Annotated in this window: 21 protein-coding genes and 1 pseudogene; 11 read left to right on the plus strand and 11 right to left on the minus strand. The window is 65.3% G+C overall.

Annotated elements, in window-relative coordinates:
• Positions 1-40: 40 nt before the first annotated feature.
• Together ACWDRB_RS51780 and ACWDRB_RS51785 are read right to left on the minus strand one after the other, a co-directional pair.
• A complete protein-coding gene (locus ACWDRB_RS51780) occupies positions 41-481 on the minus strand; it encodes a hypothetical protein (RefSeq protein WP_449907650.1) in 441 nt (146 codons plus the stop codon).
• A gap of 98 nt (positions 482-579) precedes the next feature.
• Positions 580-885, minus strand: coding sequence for a tyrosine-type recombinase/integrase (locus ACWDRB_RS51785; RefSeq protein WP_449907652.1), 306 nt, complete (start codon positions 883-885; stop codon positions 580-582).
• Between ACWDRB_RS51785 and ACWDRB_RS51790 the strand changes: the two genes are divergently transcribed.
• Positions 878-1,351, plus strand: coding sequence for an NUDIX hydrolase (locus ACWDRB_RS51790; protein WP_449907654.1), 474 nt, complete (start codon positions 878-880; stop codon positions 1,349-1,351). The genes ACWDRB_RS51785 and ACWDRB_RS51790 overlap by 8 nt on opposite strands.
• A 434-nt stretch (positions 1,352-1,785) precedes the next feature.
• The gene (locus ACWDRB_RS51795; protein WP_449907656.1) at positions 1,786-2,673 is read left to right on the plus strand and encodes a hypothetical protein; all 888 of its coding nucleotides are present in this window, start codon (positions 1,786-1,788) and stop codon (positions 2,671-2,673) included.
• A 991-nt stretch (positions 2,674-3,664) separates the two neighbouring features.
• Here the strand turns inward: ACWDRB_RS51795 and ACWDRB_RS51800 are convergent.
• Positions 3,665-4,639, minus strand: coding sequence for a DUF4360 domain-containing protein (locus ACWDRB_RS51800; protein ID WP_449907658.1), 975 nt, complete (start codon positions 4,637-4,639; stop codon positions 3,665-3,667).
• A 1,499-nt stretch (positions 4,640-6,138) separates the two neighbouring features.
• On the opposite strand from ACWDRB_RS51800, the gene ACWDRB_RS51805 reads away from it, so the two are divergent.
• Positions 6,139-6,573 (plus strand): nitroreductase/quinone reductase family protein, encoded by a 435-nt coding sequence (locus ACWDRB_RS51805; protein WP_350742227.1) that lies wholly within the window; start codon positions 6,139-6,141, stop codon positions 6,571-6,573.
• A gap of 1,284 nt (positions 6,574-7,857) precedes the next feature.
• Here the strand turns inward: ACWDRB_RS51805 and ACWDRB_RS51810 are convergent.
• The 3 genes from ACWDRB_RS51810 to ACWDRB_RS51820 all read right to left on the minus strand — a co-directional run bounded on the left by ACWDRB_RS51810 (position 7,858) and on the right by ACWDRB_RS51820 (position 10,200).
• Positions 7,858-8,748, minus strand: coding sequence for an aminoglycoside phosphotransferase family protein (locus tag ACWDRB_RS51810; RefSeq protein WP_449907719.1), 891 nt, complete (start codon positions 8,746-8,748; stop codon positions 7,858-7,860).
• A gap of 159 nt (positions 8,749-8,907) precedes the next feature.
• Positions 8,908-9,522: a site-specific integrase gene (locus ACWDRB_RS51815; protein WP_449907660.1), complete on the minus strand. Its 615-nt coding sequence runs from the start codon at positions 9,520-9,522 to the stop codon at positions 8,908-8,910.
• A 357-nt stretch (positions 9,523-9,879) separates the two neighbouring features.
• Entirely contained in the window at positions 9,880-10,200 is a 321-nt protein-coding gene (locus ACWDRB_RS51820) for a hypothetical protein (RefSeq protein WP_449907661.1), read from the minus strand.
• Between the two features lie 226 nt (positions 10,201-10,426).
• Between ACWDRB_RS51820 and ACWDRB_RS51825 the strand changes: the two genes are divergently transcribed.
• Positions 10,427-10,930, plus strand: a complete 504-nt coding sequence (locus ACWDRB_RS51825; protein WP_449907663.1) for a hypothetical protein — start codon at positions 10,427-10,429, stop codon at positions 10,928-10,930.
• 272 nt (positions 10,931-11,202) lie between these two features.
• Here ACWDRB_RS51825 and ACWDRB_RS51830 read toward each other — a convergent pair whose 3' ends face one another.
• Complete coding sequence (locus ACWDRB_RS51830; RefSeq protein WP_449907665.1) at positions 11,203-13,176, minus strand: WD40 repeat domain-containing protein; 1,974 nt, start codon at positions 13,174-13,176, stop codon at positions 11,203-11,205.
• Positions 13,177-13,816: 640 nt separating this feature from the next.
• Between ACWDRB_RS51830 and ACWDRB_RS51835 the strand changes: the two genes are divergently transcribed.
• Positions 13,817-14,002, plus strand: coding sequence for a hypothetical protein (locus ACWDRB_RS51835; RefSeq protein WP_449907667.1), 186 nt, complete (start codon positions 13,817-13,819; stop codon positions 14,000-14,002).
• Between the two features lie 110 nt (positions 14,003-14,112).
• Here the strand turns inward: ACWDRB_RS51835 and ACWDRB_RS51840 are convergent, their stop codons facing one another.
• Positions 14,113-14,433: a hypothetical protein gene (locus tag ACWDRB_RS51840; RefSeq protein ID WP_449907669.1), complete on the minus strand. Its 321-nt coding sequence runs from the start codon at positions 14,431-14,433 to the stop codon at positions 14,113-14,115.
• Positions 14,434-14,679: 246 nt separating this feature from the next.
• Here ACWDRB_RS51840 and ACWDRB_RS51845 point away from each other — a divergent pair, with 246 nt between their 5' ends.
• Positions 14,680-15,030, plus strand: coding sequence for a hypothetical protein (locus ACWDRB_RS51845; protein ID WP_449907671.1), 351 nt, complete (start codon positions 14,680-14,682; stop codon positions 15,028-15,030).
• 488 nt (positions 15,031-15,518) lie between these two features.
• On the opposite strand, the gene ACWDRB_RS51850 is transcribed toward ACWDRB_RS51845, so the two are convergent.
• The 3 genes from ACWDRB_RS51850 to ACWDRB_RS51860 are packed head-to-tail and all read right to left on the minus strand — an operon-like array spanning position 15,519 to position 17,458.
• On the minus strand, positions 15,519-16,460 hold the full coding sequence (locus ACWDRB_RS51850; protein ID WP_449907673.1) for an alpha/beta fold hydrolase: 942 nt from the start codon (positions 16,458-16,460) through the stop codon (positions 15,519-15,521).
• Positions 16,461-16,520: 60 nt separating this feature from the next.
• Complete coding sequence (locus ACWDRB_RS51855) at positions 16,521-17,003, minus strand: RNA polymerase sigma factor (RefSeq protein ID WP_449907675.1); 483 nt, start codon at positions 17,001-17,003, stop codon at positions 16,521-16,523.
• Positions 17,000-17,458, minus strand: a complete 459-nt coding sequence (locus ACWDRB_RS51860; protein ID WP_397375247.1) for a hypothetical protein — start codon at positions 17,456-17,458, stop codon at positions 17,000-17,002. Before ACWDRB_RS51860 ends, ACWDRB_RS51855 begins: the two co-directional genes overlap by 4 nt.
• A 72-nt stretch (positions 17,459-17,530) precedes the next feature.
• Here ACWDRB_RS51860 and ACWDRB_RS51865 point away from each other — a divergent pair, with 72 nt between their 5' ends.
• The 5 genes and pseudogenes from ACWDRB_RS51865 to ACWDRB_RS51885 form a co-directional block, all read left to right on the plus strand.
• The gene (locus ACWDRB_RS51865; RefSeq protein WP_449907678.1) at positions 17,531-17,956 is read left to right on the plus strand and encodes a hypothetical protein; all 426 of its coding nucleotides are present in this window, start codon (positions 17,531-17,533) and stop codon (positions 17,954-17,956) included.
• 139 nt (positions 17,957-18,095) lie between these two features.
• A complete protein-coding gene (locus ACWDRB_RS51870; protein ID WP_449907680.1) occupies positions 18,096-18,683 on the plus strand; it encodes an RNA polymerase sigma factor in 588 nt (195 codons plus the stop codon).
• The gene (locus tag ACWDRB_RS51875; RefSeq protein ID WP_449907682.1) at positions 18,683-19,786 is read left to right on the plus strand and encodes a CU044_5270 family protein; all 1,104 of its coding nucleotides are present in this window, start codon (positions 18,683-18,685) and stop codon (positions 19,784-19,786) included. Before ACWDRB_RS51870 ends, ACWDRB_RS51875 begins: the two co-directional genes overlap by 1 nt.
• A gap of 105 nt (positions 19,787-19,891) precedes the next feature.
• Positions 19,892-20,515, plus strand: a complete 624-nt coding sequence (locus ACWDRB_RS51880) for a hypothetical protein (RefSeq protein WP_449907684.1) — start codon at positions 19,892-19,894, stop codon at positions 20,513-20,515.
• A gap of 316 nt (positions 20,516-20,831) precedes the next feature.
• Positions 20,832-22,025: pseudogene (locus tag ACWDRB_RS51885) on the plus strand (ATP-binding protein); the annotation flags it as partial.
• Between the last annotated feature and the right edge of the window lie 50 nt (positions 22,026-22,075).

Consider the following 22,075-nt stretch of genomic DNA (forward strand, 5'->3'; position numbering starts at 1 on the left):
AAAGCTGCAAAGTACAGCTACGGCGACAACTCACCCTGAGTTAGGCGTTCGGCTCTCGCGAGAGGGAGTCGACGAACGCCTCGGCTTCTGGCTGGCTCATGTCCTCGGTGCTTCGCACAAGGAAGACGGCCTCCTTCCGGCTACCGGCTTCGATCAGCTTGCGAACCCTGGTGGACAGATCTCCCTCATCGAACACCGGGAAGCCCGGCAGGACCCCACCAGCGCGCAGAACCTCTGCGACTTCCACCGCGGTTTGCCGGGATACCTGGGATTCCTTACGGATCAGCTCTACGGCGTCGCGGAACCTGTCTGCCTCGATGAGGTCGTGGGCTCGGACCTGAACGCCGACAGGAGTGATGTGGTCCAGGCCGACGTAGATGCGCACCACCTTGCGCCGTCCCATCCACCTGCTGATCCCGATCCCGATGATCACCAGCAGCAGGACAAGGAGAATCGACTCCACCGCGTCTAAGCCAAACATGCGGTGATCGTAGTGAGGGGTACCGACAGGTTAGAGTTCCCGCGTCATGCTAAAGGGCCGCTCCCCTGGGGAAGCGGCCCTTTAGCATGGTGGACGGCTCAGGAGCCGAGGTGCTGCCCCAAGCGCTTCAGCGCCTTGCGCGTCTCCTCTGACGAGACTTCGCTGTAGATATTCATGGTCACCGCGATCTGCGAGTGACGAAGGATCTGCATGGCCACCCGCGGATGGACGTCAAGGGCGACGAGCAAGGATGCGCAGGTCTTGCGGGTCACGTGGACGTGGACTTTCCGCACTCCGGCCTTGGTGCAGGCGTTCGCGAAGCTGCGCCGGAAGTTGGACGGTTCGATCGGCCGGCCGCTGGCGGTGGTGAAGACGAGGCCAGTAGGCTCCGGGGACGTGAGCAAGCGGATCGACTACTACGACGACCCGAACGTGCCAGCTGCCAACAGCCTCGTCCCGTCCGTGAACGTCGTGGTCACCAACGAGGCCGGCAAGCTACTGCTCATCCGCCGCTCAGACAACGACAACTGGGCGCTACCCGGCGGCGCTATCGACCTCGGCGAGTCCATCCCCCAGGCAGCCATCAGAGAGACGCTCGAAGAGACCGGGATCACCTGCGAGATCACCGGCCTGGTCGGCACCTATAGCGATCCTCGACACGTGATCCACCACACCAGCAACGACGAGGTTCGGCAGGAGTTCTCTCTCGTCCTCACGGCCAGGGCGACGAGCGGCCAGCCGACACCCAGCGCAGAATCCAAGGAGGTGCGGTGGGTGCCTCGGCACGAGCTCGACGACTACGCCATGCACAGCTCGATGAAGCTGAGGATCGGGCATTTCCTCCAAGGGCATGGCCCTCACATCGGCTGAGCCATGCGCAGTTACCCCTCATGCATCAACCATGATCGCAGCCAACGAGGCATCAAATCTGCAGGCCAAGGGCCCGATTGATCGACTGGATGAGACTTTTCTCCACGGTTTCAAGGCGCGTGCCGCCTGCGGCGGCCCACGCGCGCCGGACGGTCGCTGGCCGCACTGCGGCTCTTCGGCCGGTCGCGGCCACCGCCGCCCGCACGCTGCCCCCATCATTGACCAGGTCACATGCAGATCATCACGGTGCACGGCTTTGGCAGTGTGGTACTCGTGCCTCAGTCGGGAATGGATAGACCACGCCCCAGGAGGCCATCCGACCTCACGCCGGCCGCCACTCGCCCCGAAGACTGGCTACAATAAGTGCTGAAGACCAGCTAGGGAATGGGCCATCAGCGCGATAATCAGTTGACGCAGATGCGATGATAGGACTCGTGGAAGCGCGTGGTGGGCGGCCGCTTAACCCTCAGATTGTCTATTTCGATCTCACTGCTGAGTACAGCAGTCTTGAGGCATGGGGAATTCACCTCTTCAACTCGATGGCCGCGCGGTTGCGGGCGGCACTAAGAGAAATAGAGAGAGGAATTTCCGGCCCTCTGCCGTCTATTGGAATAATCCCCGAGGGCCCTCACTTCGTCTACGAGAGCGCTCCATGGCTATTTCACACGCGTCAAGGTCGTGGTCCGCTGTTCATTGCATGGGACACGAATATACTCATTGACTACTTCAAATATGGGCGAGCGCTGTGGGAGGGTGACGGGTTACCGACCCAAGCTGACGGCAACTATGCAGCTGAACTAGAAGGACTCCAGATGCTGTTGGCTCTGTGGGTCCTGCGCGATATTCGATTTATCGTGCTTCCTGGGTCGATTAAGGATGCAAAAAGACGCCTCTCGGCTGAACGTCAAGCCGATAGAACGAGGGCATTCAGAGAGTTTACGTCGGCATTGAGTCTGGTCGATGGTAATTTCCCAGAAGAGGTGCCTCCTTTCACGGAGGGCTTGCTGATCCTGCCGGACTCGATGCTGGAGGATGCATTAACGGCTATTCCTGCAGGCTATGATCGATGGCTTGTTGGATCTGCGGCTCGAATGAAGGTGCATGTCTTTATGACCCTTGACAAGGGCATTTTGAAGCAACGCGAAGCGTTCAAAAGATTTGGGTTGCTTCTGGCATCGCCGCTTGATCTTCTTGAGGGGTTGATCGGTTGTGGAGCGTTTCAGTGCATGCTCGAACCACGTTACGCATACTGGCCAATGCCGGATCAGATGAGGATCGGTCATCTGATCCGTGCCCTGCCGGCGTTCGATGAAACGAACTAGAAACGAAAATGGGGTGCTGCCGCGCCGCTTCCGGTCCTCGGGCCTGACGGCCCTGCGGTCCGGGTCGGCTTGCCACCGGAAAAGGTGGTTGGTGGTGTCCGTCGGGTTGCCGTCCAGGGCTGAGCTGGTCGCGATCCTGCGGCATCTGATTGCGTGCCCCAGTGGTTGAGGTTGGGGCCATGCAGCAATGGGATGAGGGGGAGCATGTGCAGGAGGAGCGGCGAATAGCGTTTCCTGCTGTACAGCAGAGAAGTACAGCAACAGGGGCTTACGCGGTTGTACGGAGGCGGACGTCAACGTACGTGTGAGCTGGGGCGCGGAGGCAGGACCGTGGGTCCGGCTCCCGTTTGCAAGCAGGAAGTCAGGAGTTCGAATCTCCTAGGCTCCACCTGGGAAGACTCTCCCTCGCCGATCACTGTGAGGCGAGGGAGAGTGACAAACTGCGTGACCACCGCGTCCGTGGTCACGCATCCGTCGCCTGTGGTGACCGCGTCCTGAAGCGATCGTCCTCCGCGAGCCGCTCACCGTCCCCATGGTCGCGTGCTCGATGGCCTAGCCATGACACGCGAAGTGCAGCAAGCGAACAACCCCCTACCTGGGTGATGGGTATGTCAGCTTGGGAACCCGATTTTGTGCCCTGATCGGGGCCTTGCCCCCGCTCAGAAGTTGGACTCTGGGTCGCCACTGCTCGCCGAAGCTGACCGCGGCGGATCGCACGCTGGTCGCACACGGTTGGCACTCCTGCGCCGGATCGGCTCCCGGGCGATGGTGAAGGGCGGCCAGCTTTCGCCCGGCGTCCTTGGTCGGGCCGGGAGCGAGGGGGCCCGTACGCTGGCCCGGCGGGTCGCGCAGGTTCCTTCCTGCCCGCAACTGTCCGACCTGGGTCCCCTCGCTTCGGGACCCGGCTCGGCCAAGGTGGGTAAAGCAGGTCGCCCGGCTCCGACCTCGACTGCTTCGTCCCGAAGCCACATCACCGGAGCGTCGACCTGACTCAGCAGGAGGTGGTCGTCTCGGCTATGCAGGAATCGGTGCCCGGCCCGCCGTTAGCGGTGTCGGTGCCCGGCCCGCCCAGGATCCGGTCGTTGCCGGCTTCGCCGTCGAGGGTGTCGTTGCCGTCGTCGCCGCTGATGTCGTCGTCGCCGTTGCCGCCGAAGACGGTGTCGTTGCCGGCACCGGCGGCGACCCGGTCGTTGCCCGCGAAGGAGAGGATGACGTCGTCGCCGCCCAGCGCGGCGATACGGTCGGCGAACGGTGACCCGCAGATGACATCGGCGCCCGAGGTGCCGACGATGGTCTGCCCCGAGGTGGCGGTGCGCCGGTCGATGGTGCAGCCCGGTCCGTTTTGGAGCGTCCCGTCGACACTGGTGGTGTTGAAGTAGCCGCTGCCGGTCTCTGCGGGGTTGTTGGTGAGGACTAGGCCCGTTACCCCGTTCAGCGCGCGGGTTGCGCCCTGCGCCGACGCCACGTCGTCGTGAAGCAAGATCCGGTCGGAGAAGAGGTACGTGTCGTCGTGTGGCCCCGAGATCTGCGAGCGAACCGACTGAGCCGGGACGGGAGCACCGCGGAAGTCGTAGCTTGCGCTCTGCGTCGCGCTCATCCCTGCTTGGTCCATGAGCGCGTAGCCCTGGTAGGAGAGCTTGGCGGTGGAAAGCGAAGTCCCCGGCGGCGTATGCACGTTCAGCGAGAGCGTGCATTCCTTATCCGAAGCATCACCACCAGATTCGATGAGCGTCTCGTATGAGCTGAATGTAACGGTGAACGACTTCCCGTCGGGGCTGATCGCCGCCTCCCATGTCCCGGGCGGGCACCCGTTTCCGTTCGCACTGACGCTCGAGATGTATGCCTCGGCCGGGTTGGGGGCAGAGGATGCCGCGACCGCGGGCGTCATGACTGCTGCGGTGAGGGCGGCGGCGGCGAGTGTACGTGCGGCCAGCATGGGGAGTGTTTTGCGCATGATGAATGGCATAGGGCATTCCTTTCCGTGGTGAGCATTCCCAGCGAGAACGTCAAGCAATTTCCCGAGGCTCGTTGACCTGTGTCAGATCGAGCTCGTGAATGGTGTCGCGGTAGCGCGGATGCCGGAGTTGTTCCTTTTTCGTATACGCCCGCACCGCTGCGATAGTGCGATAAGTGAGATACCCCAGCATCAATCATGAAAGACGCACGCACGTTTATAAGCGGGCAAATAATCAGCAAGGAGAGAAAAGAGGGAGTGTCCTTGATGTCCGAATATCCGCATTAAAATGGACATTATCCCGACGTGTGGCTCCCGAAGGATCCGATTCGCGCAGATATGCCATGATTCCGAGAATCTGGCCCCTGGCGCGGCGGTGGGCCGGGGGCAGCAACCGCAGCAGCAACCGCGCCATATTCGGGCGACCTTGAGCGGCCGTCAATGACCCTGCGAGCAGCGCAAACGACCTAGAGCGATCTCGCTGCCGAGATTTCGGGACGAAAAGGCAACAGCGTGGCATGGGGCAGCTCTCCGGCCGGTCCCCCAGCGGCGGCGCGCGTGTCGGCAAGCGGCACTCCCCGAACCTTGTGAGCCGCCGACTTCAGGCAGGGCAATCAGCGCGCGAGGAAGTCCACCGGGACATAAGTACACGCGATCGGCGGCTTACCCTGGTGCGTCCGGCCCGGTATGGCTGTGCCTGCCCGACGAGGAGATGATCACTGCGTCTTTCTGGCAAGCTGGCCTGACCGATGTCTTCACGAGTGCCGGTGATATGCAGAATCTGTCGTACGATCTTGCCCGACACAAGACTGCTCCAGTGATCTCAGCAACTTAGGGTCAGGCATGAGGGTCGCGCCAGGCGTCTTAGGCAGGCTCATAGCAGTTCCATAGCCATAGTGAATCGCAATATTTTCTGGTGCTAAGACAGAATTGAGCAAGTGCCCCATCAGGCGTGCCATAAATTCGTAAAGCGGGGAATCATCGAGACTTCTTGCTCGCCCTAGGAGGCTACGACAAGAACTGTCGGTACACGCGATGAAGTGGCCAGCTGACCTGGAGCAAGCCGCGTTGCTACGTGCAGCATCAGAGTGCAGCAACCCGCCCGATCGTCAGGGACTTCACGCAACCTGAGGAGTTTGCGTGACCACCCAAGCGGCTCGAACCCGCCAACTGACCACACCTCACCTCGACACGCCCGACCCAGCTGACGTTCGCTGCCGCCTGCCCACTGAACCTCCGATTTTCGGATCAGCGTCGGAAGGCTTGGAGTTCGAGTCCTCTCGGCCGCGCACATGCTCGAAGGCCCGTGAGAAGGCGAAACACCACCACGGGCCTGGGTTTTCGGGGATCGTCCGGTCTCTTCCGCGTCCGTGGGAGCCATCCGAGTCCGTTTCCGGCGAGATCGGCGCACAAATCAGAGAGCGCCGCTCTTGACCGTGAGCGTATCTCCGGAGCATGCTTGTTCTCAAGCGAGAGCAATGCTCTCGGAACCATCTGCTGAGGAGCTGGCGATGTCCCGCTACATCGAACCGACCCACATGGATCACCTGTTCAACCGTATGGTTGCAGGGCTGACCCGGCTCGGGATCAGCCTCTGGGGCTCCCGGATCCTGTACGTCCGCGGCCGGTCCAGTGGCGAATGGCGCACCACGCCGGTGAACATGCTGACCCTGAACGGCTCCCGCTACCTGGTCGCGCCCCGAGGTATCACCCAGTGGGTCCGCAACTTGCGTGTCGCTGGAAACGGCGAGCTGCACGTGGGTCGCCGCATCGAAACGTTCACCGCCACCGAACTGTCCGACGACGAAAAGCCGGCCATTCTCCGGGCGTACCTGAAGCGCTGGGGCTGGGAGGTCGGAAGGTTCTTCGAGGGAGTCAACGCGAGCGCGTCCGAGGAACAGGTGCAGGCGATCGCTCCGGGCTTTCCCGTCTTCCGGATCAACTAGAGAGACTTGATGGCTGAGGTCAGGGCGGGTTGATGTCCAGGCCGGTCTTGGCGGTGAAGCGCCGCACCACCGCTACGCGGCGCCTTTGGCGTCCTTCGGATCAGCGCCGGCCACTCCGCTCCCCAATGGGCGACCAGCAAGCTCCGACCACGCTCGGTACCGCGTCCGGCCGATGACTGCACATAGCACCCCAATCAGTTGCAGCCCGGCGTATACGAATAGGAACCGGTAGGCATTCGGCCACACCTGCCCGCCATTCACGGCGAAGACGAAGAAGACGCCCGCAGCAATCCAGCCCAAGCTGATCAGCATGAGCGTTCGGCCAGCCCTATACCAGACAGATCGGCGATATGCCTCCACGCCGCGAACTGTCCCACGAGCACAGCACCCCTAACAAGACCGCCTCAGGCTCCGAGATGATCGCCGGGAGCCCAGGTACATCAGTGGCTGAGGGGGAAGCCTGATCTTCCCGTCACCATCGCCCAGGACAAGCCCGAGCAGACCAGGGAGCAGGGGCGAAGGTCGTTCTTCCAGCGGGGGGCTCCACCTTCACCCCTGCCCTCTGGCCCGCTCCCCTGACGGGTGGGACGACGGCGATGGGAAGATCAGGGAAAGGGCCGAATGATAGGTATGCCTGTACCGGACTTCCTCGGTTTCCTTGGAGATGGCGTGAGGTCCAACGGGGGCCGAGCGAGGACGAAACACGTTATAGAGGCCAGAATCCAGAGAGCGCCAAGGCCGATGCCCATCCATCCACTAATGATCAAGGACTCATAGGACGCATCAGCGTGCGGTGTGCTTCCGAAATACTGGTTCTCTCGCATCAGCGTCCAGAGTTCGCTAGATCTGGCCCTCTCTCTGGCATCCTGTGCGTATCGTTCGAGAAGGATGCTTGGAACGAGAACCAGGCAGCCGATCCACATCAGAACGAATCGCGCCCGCCTTACGGTCACTTGCCGCCTCCCTGCTTCAAGGTGGAATGAGAGTAGTTGAGCGCCCGAAACGACCACAATGAGGGCCTACGGCGTGCCCGTCGCGTGCCCGATCGGACGGGAAACCAGAGGGAACAACGGGGAGTCACGGGGGACACGATCAGCCCCCTGAGCAGTGTCTACGCAGATCACTCAAGATCGTCGTAGCTATTTGCAAGCAGGAAGTCAGGAGTTCGAATCTCCTAGGCTCCACAGGAGGTCAAAGGCCACTACTCGTGATCGGGAAGTAGCCTTTTCGATCTTGTACAACTGCAGAGTACAGCTACGGCTCCGCTTTTCGCCGAAGTCTGATCTAGCCGATGAGGGCCTCGGTGATCTGACGGGTGGTCTGCGCGGCGACCCTCGGGTTGACGGCGGCATAGGCGGTGTAGGCGTTCAGACCGGTGGCAAGGGCCCAGCCGCGACCCCGGGTCCAGGTGGCGTCGTCTACATCGAGCGCGGCGCGGAAGGCGGCACGGCTGTCGGCCGACATCAGCGTGTAGGCGATGGTCAGGTCACAGGCCGGATCGCCGATGCCGAGCCCGCCGAAGTCGATGACAGCGCTGAGACGGCCGCCGACGGTCAGCAGGTTGCCGGTGTGGAAGTCGCCGTGGAACCAGATCGGAGGGCGATCCCATCCGGGGGCGCTCAGGGCCGCGTTCCACAGTTCGGTCATGGCGGTGGTGTCGAACACGCCGTCGGCCTTTGCGATGGCGGCCCGCGTCGCGCGATCCCGGCCCGCCAACGGCTGGTCAGCGAGGTCCTCGCGGGCCTCCATGGCCTGAACGTCCTCGGACCTGAACTGCTGCAGGGCGACCAGGAACTCCGCCAGTTGGACGGCGGCCGCGGACGAGTCGGCCAGCGCCTCGACGGTCGCCACCTCGCCCTCCAGCCAGCGGGACACCGCCCACCGCCACGGATAGCCGAAGTCGGGCTCACCCACTCCCACCGGTACCGGGATGGCCAGGGGCAGTCGCGGGGCGAGCCGAGGCAGCCACTCAAGTTCCTTCTCGGCCTGTCCGATGGCGCCGTCGTGGCGGGGCAGCCGGACGGACAGCTGCTCGCCCAGCCGGTAGATCACATGGTCGGAGCCGGCCGGATCGAGCAGCTCCAGAGGCAACGCGGCCCACTGCGGGAACTGCGTATCGACCAGCCTCCTGACCAGTGAGGCATCGATCGTGGGGCGGGTGTCCGCGGTTCTCACGGTTGCCAAGAGCACCTCCTGCGATCGGCCCGCTCCGTGCGGCGGGGGCTGGACTATCACAGTGCACTATGGCTTGCCTGTCGACCGGATTTCCCCCGGCCGGACTGGCTGGCCGCAAAGGCCGCTTTCCATGGAAGTGGCCTTGGAGGTGCGTGGGGCTTAGAAACCGAGGTGCTGCCCCAAGCGTTTGAGCGCCTTGCGTGTCTCCTCTGAGGAGACTTCGCTGTAGATGTTCATGGTCACCGCGATCCGTGAGTGGCGAAGGATCCGCATGGCCACCCGCGGGTGGACGTCGAGGGCGACGAGCAAGGACGCGCAAGTCTTGCGGGTGGCGTGGACGTGGACTCTCCGCACTCCGGCCTTGGCACAGGCGTTCGCGAAGCTGCGCCGGAAGTTGGACGGTTCGATCGGCCGGCCACTGGCGGTGGTGAAGACGAGCCCGGCCTCCTGCCAGTCGTCTCCCGCCGCTTCGCGGACGGTGTCACGTACCCGTTGACGGGTGCGGAGGGCCGTCGTGACGATCTCGGGAAAGGACAGAGAGGCGTCGGACGCGTCCGTTTTGGTCTGGCGGTGCAGCAGCTTCCGGCCAATACGGCGGCTATCGCCGCCTCGTGTTGATCGAGGACGGCATGAGGGCCAGGCTTGAGAGCCTTGACGAGGCGACTGCTGTACAGAGTTCGAATCTCCTAGGCTCCACTCCTTCCGCGGTGTGTGTAGGTGGGCCCGGGCAACCCACCCGTTGCCCTGCTGAACAGTGGGCCTACTGGAGCCCACCCGGGTCGAAGGACTTCCCTAAGCGCGCTTCGCGCAAGGGGCTCAGGCGTTGCTTCCAGTCGGGCCCGGTCCCGACCCCTGGAGGCCTTCGCTTCGCGAAGACGCCCTATCCAGGCGCAGGCTCCGCCTGCGCAACCCCGCCTGACCCCGATCATCAAATGAAGGCAAGCTCTCACGAGGCAAGAGGGCCATGATGGGTCCGGGGCAGGCCGAACCTGTCAAGGATGGCTGTGCACGTAGGACAACCGCTCACCACGGAAGGTCACCGGATGAGGTAACACGCGAAGCCGTCCTTGACAGAACCCGCCTGACAGTCCCGGAGGTGGGCAGCCCGCGGGGGCAGAGGGGAGGATGGCGTCACATCACAACGATTGGGGTACATACCAATGGCGTCTGCTCGTTGATCCACTTCGTGTACGCGTGGGCGGCTCCGGCCGCCGCATCGGCCAGGGCTGGCCACCGCGCTTCGCTCAGCTTGCGGTCGGGCAGAAATCCCACGGCTGTGAACCGATAACACCCCAGCTCAGCGACATATCCGGCAGTCGCAACCAGCTTCTTGCCGTTGATATGCACCTGGGCGCCACGCTGGTCGTAGTGGATCGAGTAGGGGTAGCTCCCGAGCGTACTGGTGACCTTGATGCCCCGCGCCACGCCTTGCGCGTCCCACCAGATCTGCACCCTCTCCACCATCCGACCCCTTCTGGATCTTCACTTCATCATGCTGGGTAACGAGACAGCTCGGGTGAAAGTTCCGACGGTCGCCGCCTGGGGGCAGGATCCCCAGTCTGAGAAGAAGATCCTGGGCAGCCACTTCCTATGGTCAGGAAGCGGCGTTTTCGATCTCGTACAGCCACACGCTCTGGTGAGGTAGCACAGCAACCAACCAGTCCACAATCATGTGTACGTGGCGATGCTCCGGTTACTGGCGATCGGCCTTCTCAGCGGTGTCGTAGCGGTGCCGTTCTGGTCCGTGCCACGTGGCGACGGTTTCGAGCACGCGCGGTTCGCCGTACTCACGGCCCTGGGCATGGGCCAATTCCTGACGGTTCCCGTCGGGTTGGCGGTCGGGTTCGTGCTGGCCGCCATGGGCTTGTGGACGCGTCCTCCTAGCCATGTCCTGGGTGCGATCACGACCGCGTTCGGAGCGATCGTCGCCACCCAGGCCTGGCCCGTGATGACCTGGATCGACGGACGACCGTCCGGACTCGGCGATCCAGACGGCGAGTCCGGCATAGCGTTTCTGACCTTCGCTTCTGGTGTGGTCACAATCCTCGTCGGCCTCTCCATCGTCTTGATTCGATGGTCTGGCTACGAACCGCAAGCCACCACAGCGCGTCAACGGGGTCCACGTAGATACGGCAGGACGAGACGTCGGCGTCTGCCCCACTCGGAAGGCCATTCCCCATGATCGAGGGAATGGCCTCGTTGGCCTTCGCCGGTGCTGGACGCTGCTACGACTCCAACTGATCACCGAGCTTCTTGAGCGCTCGGCGCGTCTCTGCGGACGAGACGTCGCTATATAACCGCTGTGACGTCGGCATACACCTTGCCTCGCGGCCAGCGCCTGCCTTCGGGGTCGGAGTGTTCGGCTGGACGGACCTGCGTGATCAGGCTTGAGGGCCATGCTCGGCGAGGAGGTCGAGGGCCTGGCGCAGGGGGTCCTGTCGAACCATGCCACGGTCAGCTCGATCGGGTTGCGGTGAGTACGGCGATGTCACGGTCGAAGCAGACGATGATGTGGCCTTGTGGGGTGGCAGCGACGGCGTTGACCGAGTCGAGGAATTCGATGTCGGGGCTGATCCTGTCAAAGGTGGTGAGGCTCCATGCCGCTACCGTTCTGTGGCTGGCGGCGACTGCGATGGGGTGGCCGTCGATCGTGGTGGCGGCGAGTGCGACCACGGTTCCCATGGAAAGCTGGCCGATCTGCTGAGCGGTGGCGACGTCCCATACCTTCATCGGTGGGTCGCGCCAGTCGTCGTTCGTGGTGATGGCGATGGGTCGTCCGTCCACGATGGTGGCGGCCACGAGGCGTACCGGTTTGCCGTTGCTACCGGTGGTCTGGAGTCCGGTGTCGCGGTTTACGGTGAGGTCACGGACCCGGAAGCCGCCGCCCCACCGTCCGAGGACGGCGACGGGCTGGTCGTCGAGCGTGGTGGTGGTGAGGCCTTGTACCCATCGATGGTCGCTCTTGCGGGGGTTTCCGGTCTCTTCGCCGGTGCGGAGATCCCATACCCGGATGGTCTTGTCGTCGCTGGCGGTGATGGCCCGGGGTGGGTCGTCCGTGTTGTCGGCCGCGACCGCGGTTATCGGGCGGCGGTGGGTGGTCAACGGTGCTCTCGCCGCTTTCCCCAGTGCGAGGTCCCAGAGGTGGACTTTGCTGTCCTTGCCTCCGGTGATCGCCACCGCGCGGCCGTCCACTTGGGTCGCGGCCACGGCAGTGACGGCGCCGGTGTGGTCCGTGAGTGGCCGGCACACCTGATCGCCGGTGTCCAGATCCCATACTCGTACGGTTTCGTCATCGCTGCCGGTGACCGCCACCGGTCGGCCGGCCACTGACGTGGTGGCCACCGCCGTGATCGCGGCGTCGTGGCGAACTGGCTTCTCGGCCGGTTGACCGACGACCAGATCGGACACCCGGACCGACCCACCGTCGCAACTCGACACCACCACCTGCCGACCGTTCACCACTGCCGTCGCCACCGCATGCACCGTGCGGCGATGCTGAGGGAACAGCTCCCCGACCAGCTCAGCCGTTTTCAGGTCCCACACCTGGATGGTCGGCTCATTGGAGTTGCAGGTGATCGTCACCAGCCGGCCGTGTACGACCGTGGTCGTCACGGCCTCCAAGTCCGCAGATCGGGGGAGGTCACCGACCGGCAGTCCGGTGGCCAGGTCCGACACGCGTGTGGTCGTCTGGTAGCCACCAGAAACAACCACCAGATGGCCGCCAGTCAGCTCCGTGACCGCAACCGCGCTCACGTATCCACTGTGGCCGGTGAACGGGCTGCCCACCGGATCACCGGTATCCAGGTCCCATACCCGGACCGTTCGGTCGCCGCCCGTGACGGCCACCCAGCGGCCGTCCAGCATCGCGGTCGCCACGGCGTACACCGGGCCGGTGTGGCCGCGGATCGGTGCCATCACCTCCTGGCGCGTTTCCAGGTCCCATACCCGTACCGTCGTGTCGTAGCAACCGGTGACCACCACCTGGCGGCCATGGCGTTCCGCGATCGCGAGGGCCTGCACGCTGTCAGCCTGAAGGTGGAACGGCTCGCCCACCGGCCTACCGGACGCGAGTTCCCACACCCGTACGGTGTCGTCGTCACCGCCGCTGACCACAACGGGGCGACCGTCCAGAACGGACATCGCCAGCGCCCGCACCGCGTTCGTGTGACCAGTCCACGGGGCGCCGACCCGCTCGCCGGTTGACAGATCCCAAACCCGTATTGTGTCGTCGCCGCCCCCGGTGACCGCTACGGCACGGCCGTCGAAGACCGCGGTCGTCACCGCCGCCACCCAATTGGTGTGGCCGCCGGTGGTGCCCAGCGGCGGGCATGACCTCACGCCCTTCGGCAGCAGACTGGTCCAAGTTGGCTGCACACGCCAGGCAGCAGGACGAATGGCCGGTACCTCATGGCGGGACGGAGACGACATGCCGCGCATATTAGTTGCCGACACCGGGACGCGTCTCCAAGAAACCTGGAGCGGCCGTCTCAACCCGGGTGGCGGCGCGTGGCCGGAGCTGGCGGGGCCCACATGGACAACGTGGGATGGCCCTTCCTGAGCTGCTTATACGGTTTGGTGAGTGGTATGCACCGCATTGATACGCCCCTCACGGTCGCCTGTACCTGGCCTGGGGCGATCGATGGTCCATGGCTCTGCTCTTCAGCCTCCGCCCACTGGGCGGTGTCGGGCCCAGGGCCATTGGAGGAGGCGTATTTTTGGCGTGATCGCCGTGCCATTAACGTGCTATTAGCGGCGGTCAATCACGCTCACTTGCGGGCGCCCGTTCAAGCACGTCGAGGGCTACATCCTTCAAGATCAAACCGATTTGCAAGCAGGAAGTCTGGAGTTCGAATCTCCTAGGCTCTACTACAGGTCGAAGGCCACTCCCCGTGATCGAGAAGTAGCCTTTTCGATCTTGTACTGCGGCCCCGGGTCCGGGAGTTGACGAACGTCTCAGCTTTGTCCGGGCTCACGTCCTCGGTGCTCACTGGCGAGAGTTCTTCGATGCCTCCGGCGGAGGCTCGGCTCTGGGATACAGAGGGGATTATGGCCGTAGTACCTTCACCTCATGACCTCTGTCGAGATCTCGATGACCCTTGCTCTTGTAGCCGTGGCCATCACGCTGATCGCAAGAGTACGGCGACCAGGTCGGAACGATCAGGAGCGCAAGCAGGCTCGCACGATAGTAGCCATGATGTTTACCTTCTGGTTCGACGCGATCCTTGTGGGAAGGATCGTTCTCTGGACGAGCTGATACGAAGCCGTGCCATTAAGGGCGGTCAATCACCATCACTCAGGACCGGTTCGTTGCCCAGCTCAGCACCCAGCGGGCCGTGATGGCTGCAATTCCCAAGCTGACGGTCTTCAATGCGCCGAGCGTTGCAGCCTGGGATAGTACAGCACTTCTACGAACACGATTCTCTCCTCGACAACATCAAGGATGAGATAACCTTCTGCCGGAGCCAGCATCACATTCCTGTGCCCAGGACCATATGCCCCAGGTGGACGTTCAGCCGTATAGAAGCTCTGGCAGAAGTCGTCACCACATCCGCAGTCCTCGTACCACCGGATGTCCCAGGCAGAGATGGCGAGGTACTCCTCCCCCTCTTCTCTCAGGCACGCGATCAGCTCCGTCACGAGGCCGGGAAACAACTCTCGTACGAGCGGCTGCTCCTTCTTGCTCACACCGTCGAGTCTCCCAGCCTGGTTACCGGGCCGCCATCAAGATACGGATCATCCTCGCCCAGCCAGGAGGACAAGACGCACGAAGGGCCGGGTGAGCAGTCCGAGAAGACCGAAGACATCTTCCACTTTCAATCCGTAAGTTCCGGTTCCGGGCCTCGGGAGTCCAAGTGAATCCGACCTCAAGCTCTGTGAGACGATCCGAGCAGGGAACCACTGCGAACGCTCGTGGAAGCCGAGGAGTCCGGCGTGTTACTCGCCATGATCCTTGTGTACGCAATACCGGTCGTTATCGTGGCGGTATCGCTCTTTGTGATGTCCCGTAGCCCGCGCCGCAAGATCCTCGATTTGGTCTTCACTCTCGCTGCCATGATCCTCGTGCTCGTGATCGCCTGGACATCGGGGCGGGATGCATGGGGGTTCTGGCTCTTCTTCGTTCTTCCAGCCGCGCTCGTCACCGCGATACGGCTGATCGTCGCCATCGTCCTGGCTTCCTCGGACGCCGCAGATGACTTGCCTCAGAGTTGCCATTCGGGTTGCAATACAGAGCTGTCCGAGGGTGTTCAGGACGGATCGCGCACACCCTCTCACCTACATTGAACTGCCTGAGACCATGACCGGCCGGGCCTTTAATCCGCAGGTTCCTGCGTCAACTCGCTCCCCGGCGTGCAGGGTGACAGCCTCCGGTGCTGTCCAGCGTCCCCGGCGCCGTGCCCGATCGCCTACTGGTTGGCTTGCCAAGCTGTACCCATGCGGAGGGGCGCGGTGCAATGCCGAAGACCGTCCCAGCGACGATACCGCCCTGCCCGTCGCGTGCCCGGACCGGGCAGGAAGCGACGGGGACAGCGGGGAGTCACAGCGAAAGCGATCAGCACGCTGAACCGCGTTTTCCGCTGATAAAGCAAGATCGATATGCGTCTCTGCGGGGCGTTCCTGCCACCAGTCTTCGATCTTCTCCACGCGAGCGCTCAGGGGCGTCGACAATTCGCCGGCGCGGGGCGTGCTGGTAGATCAATGCTGTTCGGTCGCTGTCATGGCCTCGAGGTCCGCCGGGCTGGGCCGCGAGCGTGTCCCCAATGTGCCGGTAATCATGGAGATGCGAGCCCTGAAGCAGCCAGGTAGTCCGCCATCAGCCGCCCGATCTCCTCTGGACAGTCGGTGGTCAGCGCGTGGCCGCAGCCGTCGAGTTCGCGCACCTGCACGGCGGGCATCCGGCGAGCGTACTCCTGGGCCTGCCGCACCCGGTTGACGGTGTCCTGGCGCCCCCAGATCACCAAGGTGGGAGTGGTGGTGGACGGCATGGCGGCCAGGGTTTCACGCCAGTCCAGGCCGCGTTCGAGCAGGACCTGGCTCTCCAGGTTGTCGGGGAAGGTGCCGGGTGCCCAGAAGGCGTCGACGTCCTGCTCGAGGATCCTGCTTCGGTTGACGTGGATGCGGTCGAGCGCGGCGCGGGAGCTGGACCTGTCGGCGTAGTACCAGTTGTTCCACAACTCCCCGATGACCGGGTACTTCATGAGTTCATACACCCAGGTATCGCGGGTGGCGGCGCCGGAGGGGGACAGCAGGAGCAGGCTGCTGACGCGTTCGGGGTGGCGCTGGGCGTAGGCCAGCGCCCAGCCTCCGCTCCACGACAGCCCGCCGAGCGCGGGACGGTCGATGCCCGCCGCGTTCAGGAACACGCCGATCGCCGTGGTCATCCCCTTCAGGTCCCAGGTGAAGGCGCGGTCCTTCAGCCGGGTGAATCCCTGACCGGGGAGGTCCACGACGTAGACCGTGTGGTCGCGGGCGAGCTCCGGCACCTGACGGCGCCAGCCGTACGTCCATGAAGCCCCGGGCGACAGCAGCACGACGGGGGTGCCGGAGCCCTCCTTGACGTAGTGGAAGCGAGCGAGTGGCGTGTCGAGGAACCGCGCGTTCGCCGGCGGCCGGTAGGCGGCCACCGCTGGGCGGTAGCCGTACGCGCCGTAAAGAACGGCGCCGACGGCAAGGGTGAGGATCAGGCTCAGGACCGCGAGCGTACGAGGTCTCATGGATGCTCTCCGATCTGTGGGATTCCACCAGAAGGAGGCGTCCGAGCCTCACGAGGTTCCTCACGACTGCCATGCTTTGCGGAAGCTCCGGCGGGCGCGGTGCAGGCGTGATTTGACCGTCCCCTCCGGTACGTGCAGGAGCCGTGCGGCCTCATCCTCCGGCAACCCCTCCAGGTCACGCAGGACCAGCACCGCCCGGTGTTCGGGTGACAGGCGCTCGAGCACGTCGCGGATGTCCACCGCGCTCTCGACGTCCTGCCTCGACGGGAGTTCGGCGAGCTCCACCACGTGGTGCCGCCGTTTCGCGATCCTGACTGCTTCCCGTACGGCTATCGCCCGGGCCCAGCCGTGGAGCGCCTGCGGATCGCGCAGGCTCCCCAGGTTCCGGAAGATCGCGATCAGCGACTCCTGGACGGCGTCGGGCCCGTTGTCGAGCGCGATGGGCCCGCAGATCCGGCCGAGGTAGGGCGTCAGCTCGCTCAGCAGGTCGTTCATGGCCATCGTGTCGCCGCCCTGCGCGGCGCGCACCAGGTCGGCGCTCATCGACGCACGACCCTCGCCTCGAGCCTGGCCAGCGCCTTCTCTCCCGCGACCCGCACACCCAGGGGCACCAGCGCCGCCCGGCCGGGGACGCGGATTCCTCCCGTCTGGGCGACCAGGGTTCCTCCCGGTACGGCCGCCGCCGCGACGCCGATGATCAGGAACCTGCTCTGCATCCAGCACCAGCCGGGCCGCAGCTCGACGTCGAACCTCGCACGCATGCCGTACCTGCTTCGCGCCTTGGCCACCAGGCGCTCGCTCCCGTGCCCGGACACGATGGTCAAGCGGCGCATGTCCGGCTCGAAGGTGCCGAACTCCTCTTCCAGGGCACTCACCACGGACCAAACGTCCTCGAACGGGGCGGGGATGACGCGTTCCGCCATGTACGCCCCGGGGATGGCGGAGGCGAGCACCCGCAGCCTCCGTACCGGGTCCAGATCAGCAACAGGCCAAGTCATATCCATCCAGAGGCGTCGACCGTGGAGAAGGTTCCATGGAACCACCGGCGATTTCCGCGCCTCCTGCCGGGCATGAGAATCTCACTCCCAGCGGCCTTCGTCGCCGCCGTCCTGCTGCTCGACGCGTTCCTTCACCTTTCCTGGCTGGTACGGCCGGCCGCGGACCCGCGAGCGCTCTCCCTGGCGTTGCTCAACTTCGACACGCCCTTCACGGCGCGCATCCTCGTACCCTTGATCGTCGTGCTCACCGTCACCGCCCTCGCGGTGCTCGCCGTCTCCCGAGGGCGGGGCGGTCGGCTCGCCAAGGCGGTCGCTCTCGCTCTGGGCGGCGGGCTGCTCGCGCGTGCGGAGCTAGGCCTCGCCTGGGCCTTCGGGCTGGGCACGGACACCGGCACCCCGTTCTACTGGCTCAACCTGCTGCTCTACACCCCGTTGTGCGTGGCGCTGGCGTTCGCGACCGGCGCCGTGCTGATGCGTGCCTTCTCCCCGGGGGTTTGAGCCGGGACAGTGTTGCCGGTATGCCGGAGATCGATGACCGGCGGTGCACTTCGTAGCCGGCGTGATGGACCGTGAAGAGGAATGGGGGGTTCGCCGAACTAGGGGTGTTCCGAGGTAATCGCCTGAAAGGCCGGCATGCATGACAGCTCCCCCCCAAGATTCGGCGCCTCCCAGCGAGGGCACCGACGCGCAAGTGATAGAGGCGTCGTGGCGTCACCCTGATCGCTTCGGCGCCGTCTTCGATCGCTATTTCGCATCCATCCACCGCTATGTTCACCTGCGCCTGGGTGAGGCGGCCGCGGATGACCTCGCGGCGGAAACCTTTCTGCGCGCCTTCCGTAGCCGGGACCGTTTCGACCTCACCTGCACCAGCGCCCGGCCCTGGCTGTACGGCATCGCCTCCAACCTGGTCGCCGAGCACCGTCGCGGTGAGGCGCGCAGGTATCGGGCGCTGGCCAGGAGCGCCGATGCCGCGGAGATCGCCAGTCACGACGAGCGCGTGGTGCAGCGGGTCTCCGCTGCGGTCATGCAACCGCGGCTGGCCGCCGGTCTCGCCCGGCTCTCATCCGGGGACAGGGACGTCCTGCTGCTGGTCGCCTGCGCTCAACTCAGCTACGAGGAGGTGGCCGAGGCTCTCGGCATACCTCAGGGAACGGTGGGATCACGTCTCAACCGCGCCCGCAAGAAGCTCCGCAAGATCATCGGTCCCGCCGGGGAGGCACTGTGATGAACGAACTCGAAGCGATCAAGGCCCACCGTGACAGCCTGCCCGGACCCGCGCCCGAGGTGACCGCGCGCGCATGGGTGCTGGTGGCCGAAGAGATCGAGGCCGAGCGGACCGGGAACGGCCACCGCCGGCCGGCGCGGCCACGTCGGCGGTCTCTTCGCGGTTTCCCGGCCGGCTGGTGGGCGATGAGGGCCGGCGTGGCCGTGGGGCTCGCGGCGGCGGTGACCGCGGGACTGGTCGTGGTGCGTGGCGGTCACGACTCCGCTCCGTTCGGGGCCCCTCCGGCCAGCGCCGCCGAGTTGCTCCGGCATGCGGCCTCGGTCGCGGCGCGGGAGGACGTACGGCCCGGACCGGGACAGTTCGTCTACGTCGACCAGAAGAACGTCACATTCGCCAGCGGTTCCGAGGGCGAGTACACGCAGGACGTGCGCCGAGAGGTATGGATGCCCGCCGGGGATCCCGGCAAGGCCCTGACGCGCTCGACGTACGGTCAGACACACGCCACCAGCGGGCGCCCTGAGCACGTGCAATCCCCCGGAACGGTGGAGTATCAGCGCGCGGGGCAGTGCCCCGAGCACTCCCTGAGCCTGCCGTTCCAGGCCGCCGATCTTCCCGCCGATCCTGATCGGGTTCTGGCGAAGATCCGCCAGGGCGCGGAGACGTTCGTCCGGTCGGACCAGCGCAGACGAGGGGAGACGGACCTCGGCCAGGACGAGATCGGCATGCGGGTCGAGAAGGTCGTCGCGAGCTCGTTGCTCGGGCTGGCGCAGGACCCGCTCACCTCGTCCCAGACCAGGGCCACGGTCTTCGGCGCGTTGTCGAAGCTGCCGACCGTGACCATCGTCCCGGACCTCACCGACCCCGCCGGACGACATGGGGTTGGCGCCTCGCTCAAGCTTGAGAACCCCTACGGCTGGGAACGCGGGGAGCTCATCTTCGAGCCGGCCACCTACCGGTTCCTCGGCTACCGGAGCTGGATCGGGCGGCAGGAGGGCGGACAGGTCAGGGAGACTCCGGGCGCCAGTACGGCGGTGATGACCGTGAAGGTCGTCGACTCCATGCCGGAGGTTCCGAAGGATGCCGGCAAGCCGATGTTCTGCTGACGGTGTTTTGGGGCAGAAGGTGATGAAGTACAGCACAATTGACGCATGGGACACCCTCGGCAACCCGGTCCGCGGGAATACCCCGGTGTTGTTTCTGCTCTGGTCGTGATCCTGGCAGTGCTTCTGCCGGGCGGCTTCACGTTCAGCGTGTACAAGTACCTCAGCGCCCCCGACCCGAGCACCGCCGTGGCCTCGCCGACCACGGATCCCACACCCGAGCCCAAGGAGCCGAGCCCCAGCGAGAACGAGCGCCGCCCGGACTCTCCGATCGACGCCGACGCGTACGGCGACTGGAACTTCCGTCTGGGCGGCGTCACGTTCAAGGCCGAGAAGGTGGGCGGCTGGACGTACGACTCCTGTGCGCCGGTGGACAGGAGCGGCGTGCTGGCCAGGAACAAGTGCGAGCGCGTCGTTCAACTGGCCTACAAGGCCTACCGTGGGCATCTCACGGCGGTCCAGGTCATCATGTCCTTCCCCACCGTGAAGGCGGCCAAGGCCACGGCCGTCCACCTGGCGGGCTCCTCCCGGGCGGTGAAGTGGCACCGGGACAAGATGCTCGACAGGTACGTCTACGCCAAGCAGCGGGTGGCCGTGACCAAGAGGTACGTCCTTCTCACGATCGTCACCGCCGACAGGACGGCCCAGGCGAAGGCCACGCGGTTCCACCACTACCTGCACACGGATCTCTCCAACAGCTTCCTCTTCCGCGACTCGACCGCTTCAAACTGAGCGGTCACGCCGCTCTCGTCTGACTCGTCCGTAAGCTGAGGGTGTGTCCCCCGCTCTGGTCCTGCTCGACGGCGTCCGCTGGCAGGGTGTGCCCGTGGTCGGCGATCGTGCGCAGACCCTGCTGTCCGTGCTCGCCCTGCACGGGCGTGCAGGGGTCAGTGACGAGCACCTGGTCGAGGAGCTGTGGCCCGATGAGGCGCCGGCCAATCCGACGAAGGCGCTGCAGGTGGTCGTCTCGCGGACCAGGGCGGCGACCGGTGCTGATGTCGTGGTGCGGATCCCGCGTGGTTACCGGCTCGGGCTGGCCGCCGATCAGGTGGACGCGCTGCTGGTCGGCGCGCTGGTGAAGGAGGCGCGGGCCGCACTGGGCGAGGACGACGTGGCGCTCGCGCGTCGCCGCGCCGAAGAGGCCATGGGTCTCGTGGCCGGCGGCTCGGACGGTGCCACGGGCGCGCTGGCCGAGCTGAGGGGCATGGCGGCGAAGTGGGTGGCCGAGGCCCGGCGGGTGGCGGCGATCGCGCGGGGCCGGAGCGGCGCTCACGAGGCCGCGCTGCCGCTGCTGGAGGAGGCCGCGGCCGACGGGCCGCACGACGAGGAGCTGCTGGCCTGCCTGCTGCGGAGCGAGGCCGCCGTACGAGGTGCCGCCGCCGCTCTGGAGCGCTACGAACGGTATCGCGCGGGCCTGGTGGCCCGGCTCGGCACCGAACCGGGGCCCGAGCTCGCCCGCGTGTACGCCGAACTCCTCGTCGCGGACCGGCCGGTGCGTGCGGGCATCCTGTTCGACGGCTCCTCGTTGCTCGGCCGCGATGACGACATCCGCGCGGTGCACGCCCTGTTGCGGACCAACCGGGTGGTCTCCGTCATCGGCCCTGGCGGGCTGGGCAAGACGCGGCTGGCGCATGTCGTCGGCAGAGACGTCGCGCAGCCCGTCGCTCACTTCGTCGAGCTCGTCGGCGTGTCCTCGCCCGAGGGCGTGGTGGGCGAGGTGGGCTCGGCACTCGGGGTTCGGGATTCGGTCAGCGGGCGTCGGGGCCTGACCGCCGAGCAGCGCTCGGACGTTCGCGCCCGGATCGCCCAGCATCTCGATCAGGCTCCGGCGCTGCTGATCCTGGACAACTGCGAGCACGTGATCGAGGCCGTCGCCGACCTGGTGGCGTTCCTGACCGTGACGACCCGCGACCTGCGGGTGCTCACGACCTCGCGCGCCCCCTTGTCGATCCCCGCCGAACGCGTCTACCCGCTCGGCGAGCTGCCCACGGGCGACGCGGTGGAGTTGTTCCGCCAGCGCGCCACGGCCGCTCGCCCGGGTGTGCGGATCGACGAGGGAGTGGTCGAGGAGATCGTCGCCCGCCTTGACGGGCTGCCGCTCGCGATCGAGCTGGCGGCGGCCAAGGTACGGGCGATGTCGGTGGAGGAGATCGCCCGGCGCCTGGCGGACCGGTTCGCCCTGCTGCGCGGCGGGAACCGTACGGCCCCCGATCGGCACCAGACGCTGCTCGCGGTCATCGAGTGGTCGTGGAATCTGCTGGACGAGCCGGAACGGCTGGCGTTGCGGTGGAT

This window comes from Nonomuraea sp. NPDC003707 (assembly GCF_053587055.1).

What these genes read in the sequence shown, in the direction of transcription:
- ACWDRB_RS51780 (WP_449907650.1), bottom strand. Translation starts at nt 481, where the DNA reads ATGTTTGGCTTAGACGCGGTGGAGTCGATTCTCCTTGTCCTGCTGCTG.
- ACWDRB_RS51800 (WP_449907658.1), bottom strand. Translation starts at nt 4,639, where the DNA reads ATGCCATTCATCATGCGCAAAACACTCCCCATGCTGGCCGCACGTACA.
- ACWDRB_RS51805 (WP_350742227.1), top strand. Translation starts at nt 6,139, where the DNA reads ATGTCCCGCTACATCGAACCGACCCACATGGATCACCTGTTCAACCGT.
- ACWDRB_RS51830 (WP_449907665.1), bottom strand. Translation starts at nt 13,176, where the DNA reads ATGTCGTCTCCGTCCCGCCATGAGGTACCGGCCATTCGTCCTGCTGCC.
- ACWDRB_RS51835 (WP_449907667.1), top strand. Translation starts at nt 13,817, where the DNA reads ATGACCTCTGTCGAGATCTCGATGACCCTTGCTCTTGTAGCCGTGGCC.
- ACWDRB_RS51850 (WP_449907673.1), bottom strand. Translation starts at nt 16,460, where the DNA reads ATGAGACCTCGTACGCTCGCGGTCCTGAGCCTGATCCTCACCCTTGCC.
- ACWDRB_RS51855 (WP_449907675.1), bottom strand. Translation starts at nt 17,003, where the DNA reads ATGAGCGCCGACCTGGTGCGCGCCGCGCAGGGCGGCGACACGATGGCC.
- ACWDRB_RS51860 (WP_397375247.1), bottom strand. Translation starts at nt 17,458, where the DNA reads ATGACTTGGCCTGTTGCTGATCTGGACCCGGTACGGAGGCTGCGGGTG.
- ACWDRB_RS51865 (WP_449907678.1), top strand. Translation starts at nt 17,531, where the DNA reads ATGAGAATCTCACTCCCAGCGGCCTTCGTCGCCGCCGTCCTGCTGCTC.
- ACWDRB_RS51870 (WP_449907680.1), top strand. Translation starts at nt 18,096, where the DNA reads ATGACAGCTCCCCCCCAAGATTCGGCGCCTCCCAGCGAGGGCACCGAC.
- ACWDRB_RS51875 (WP_449907682.1), top strand. Translation starts at nt 18,683, where the DNA reads ATGAACGAACTCGAAGCGATCAAGGCCCACCGTGACAGCCTGCCCGGA.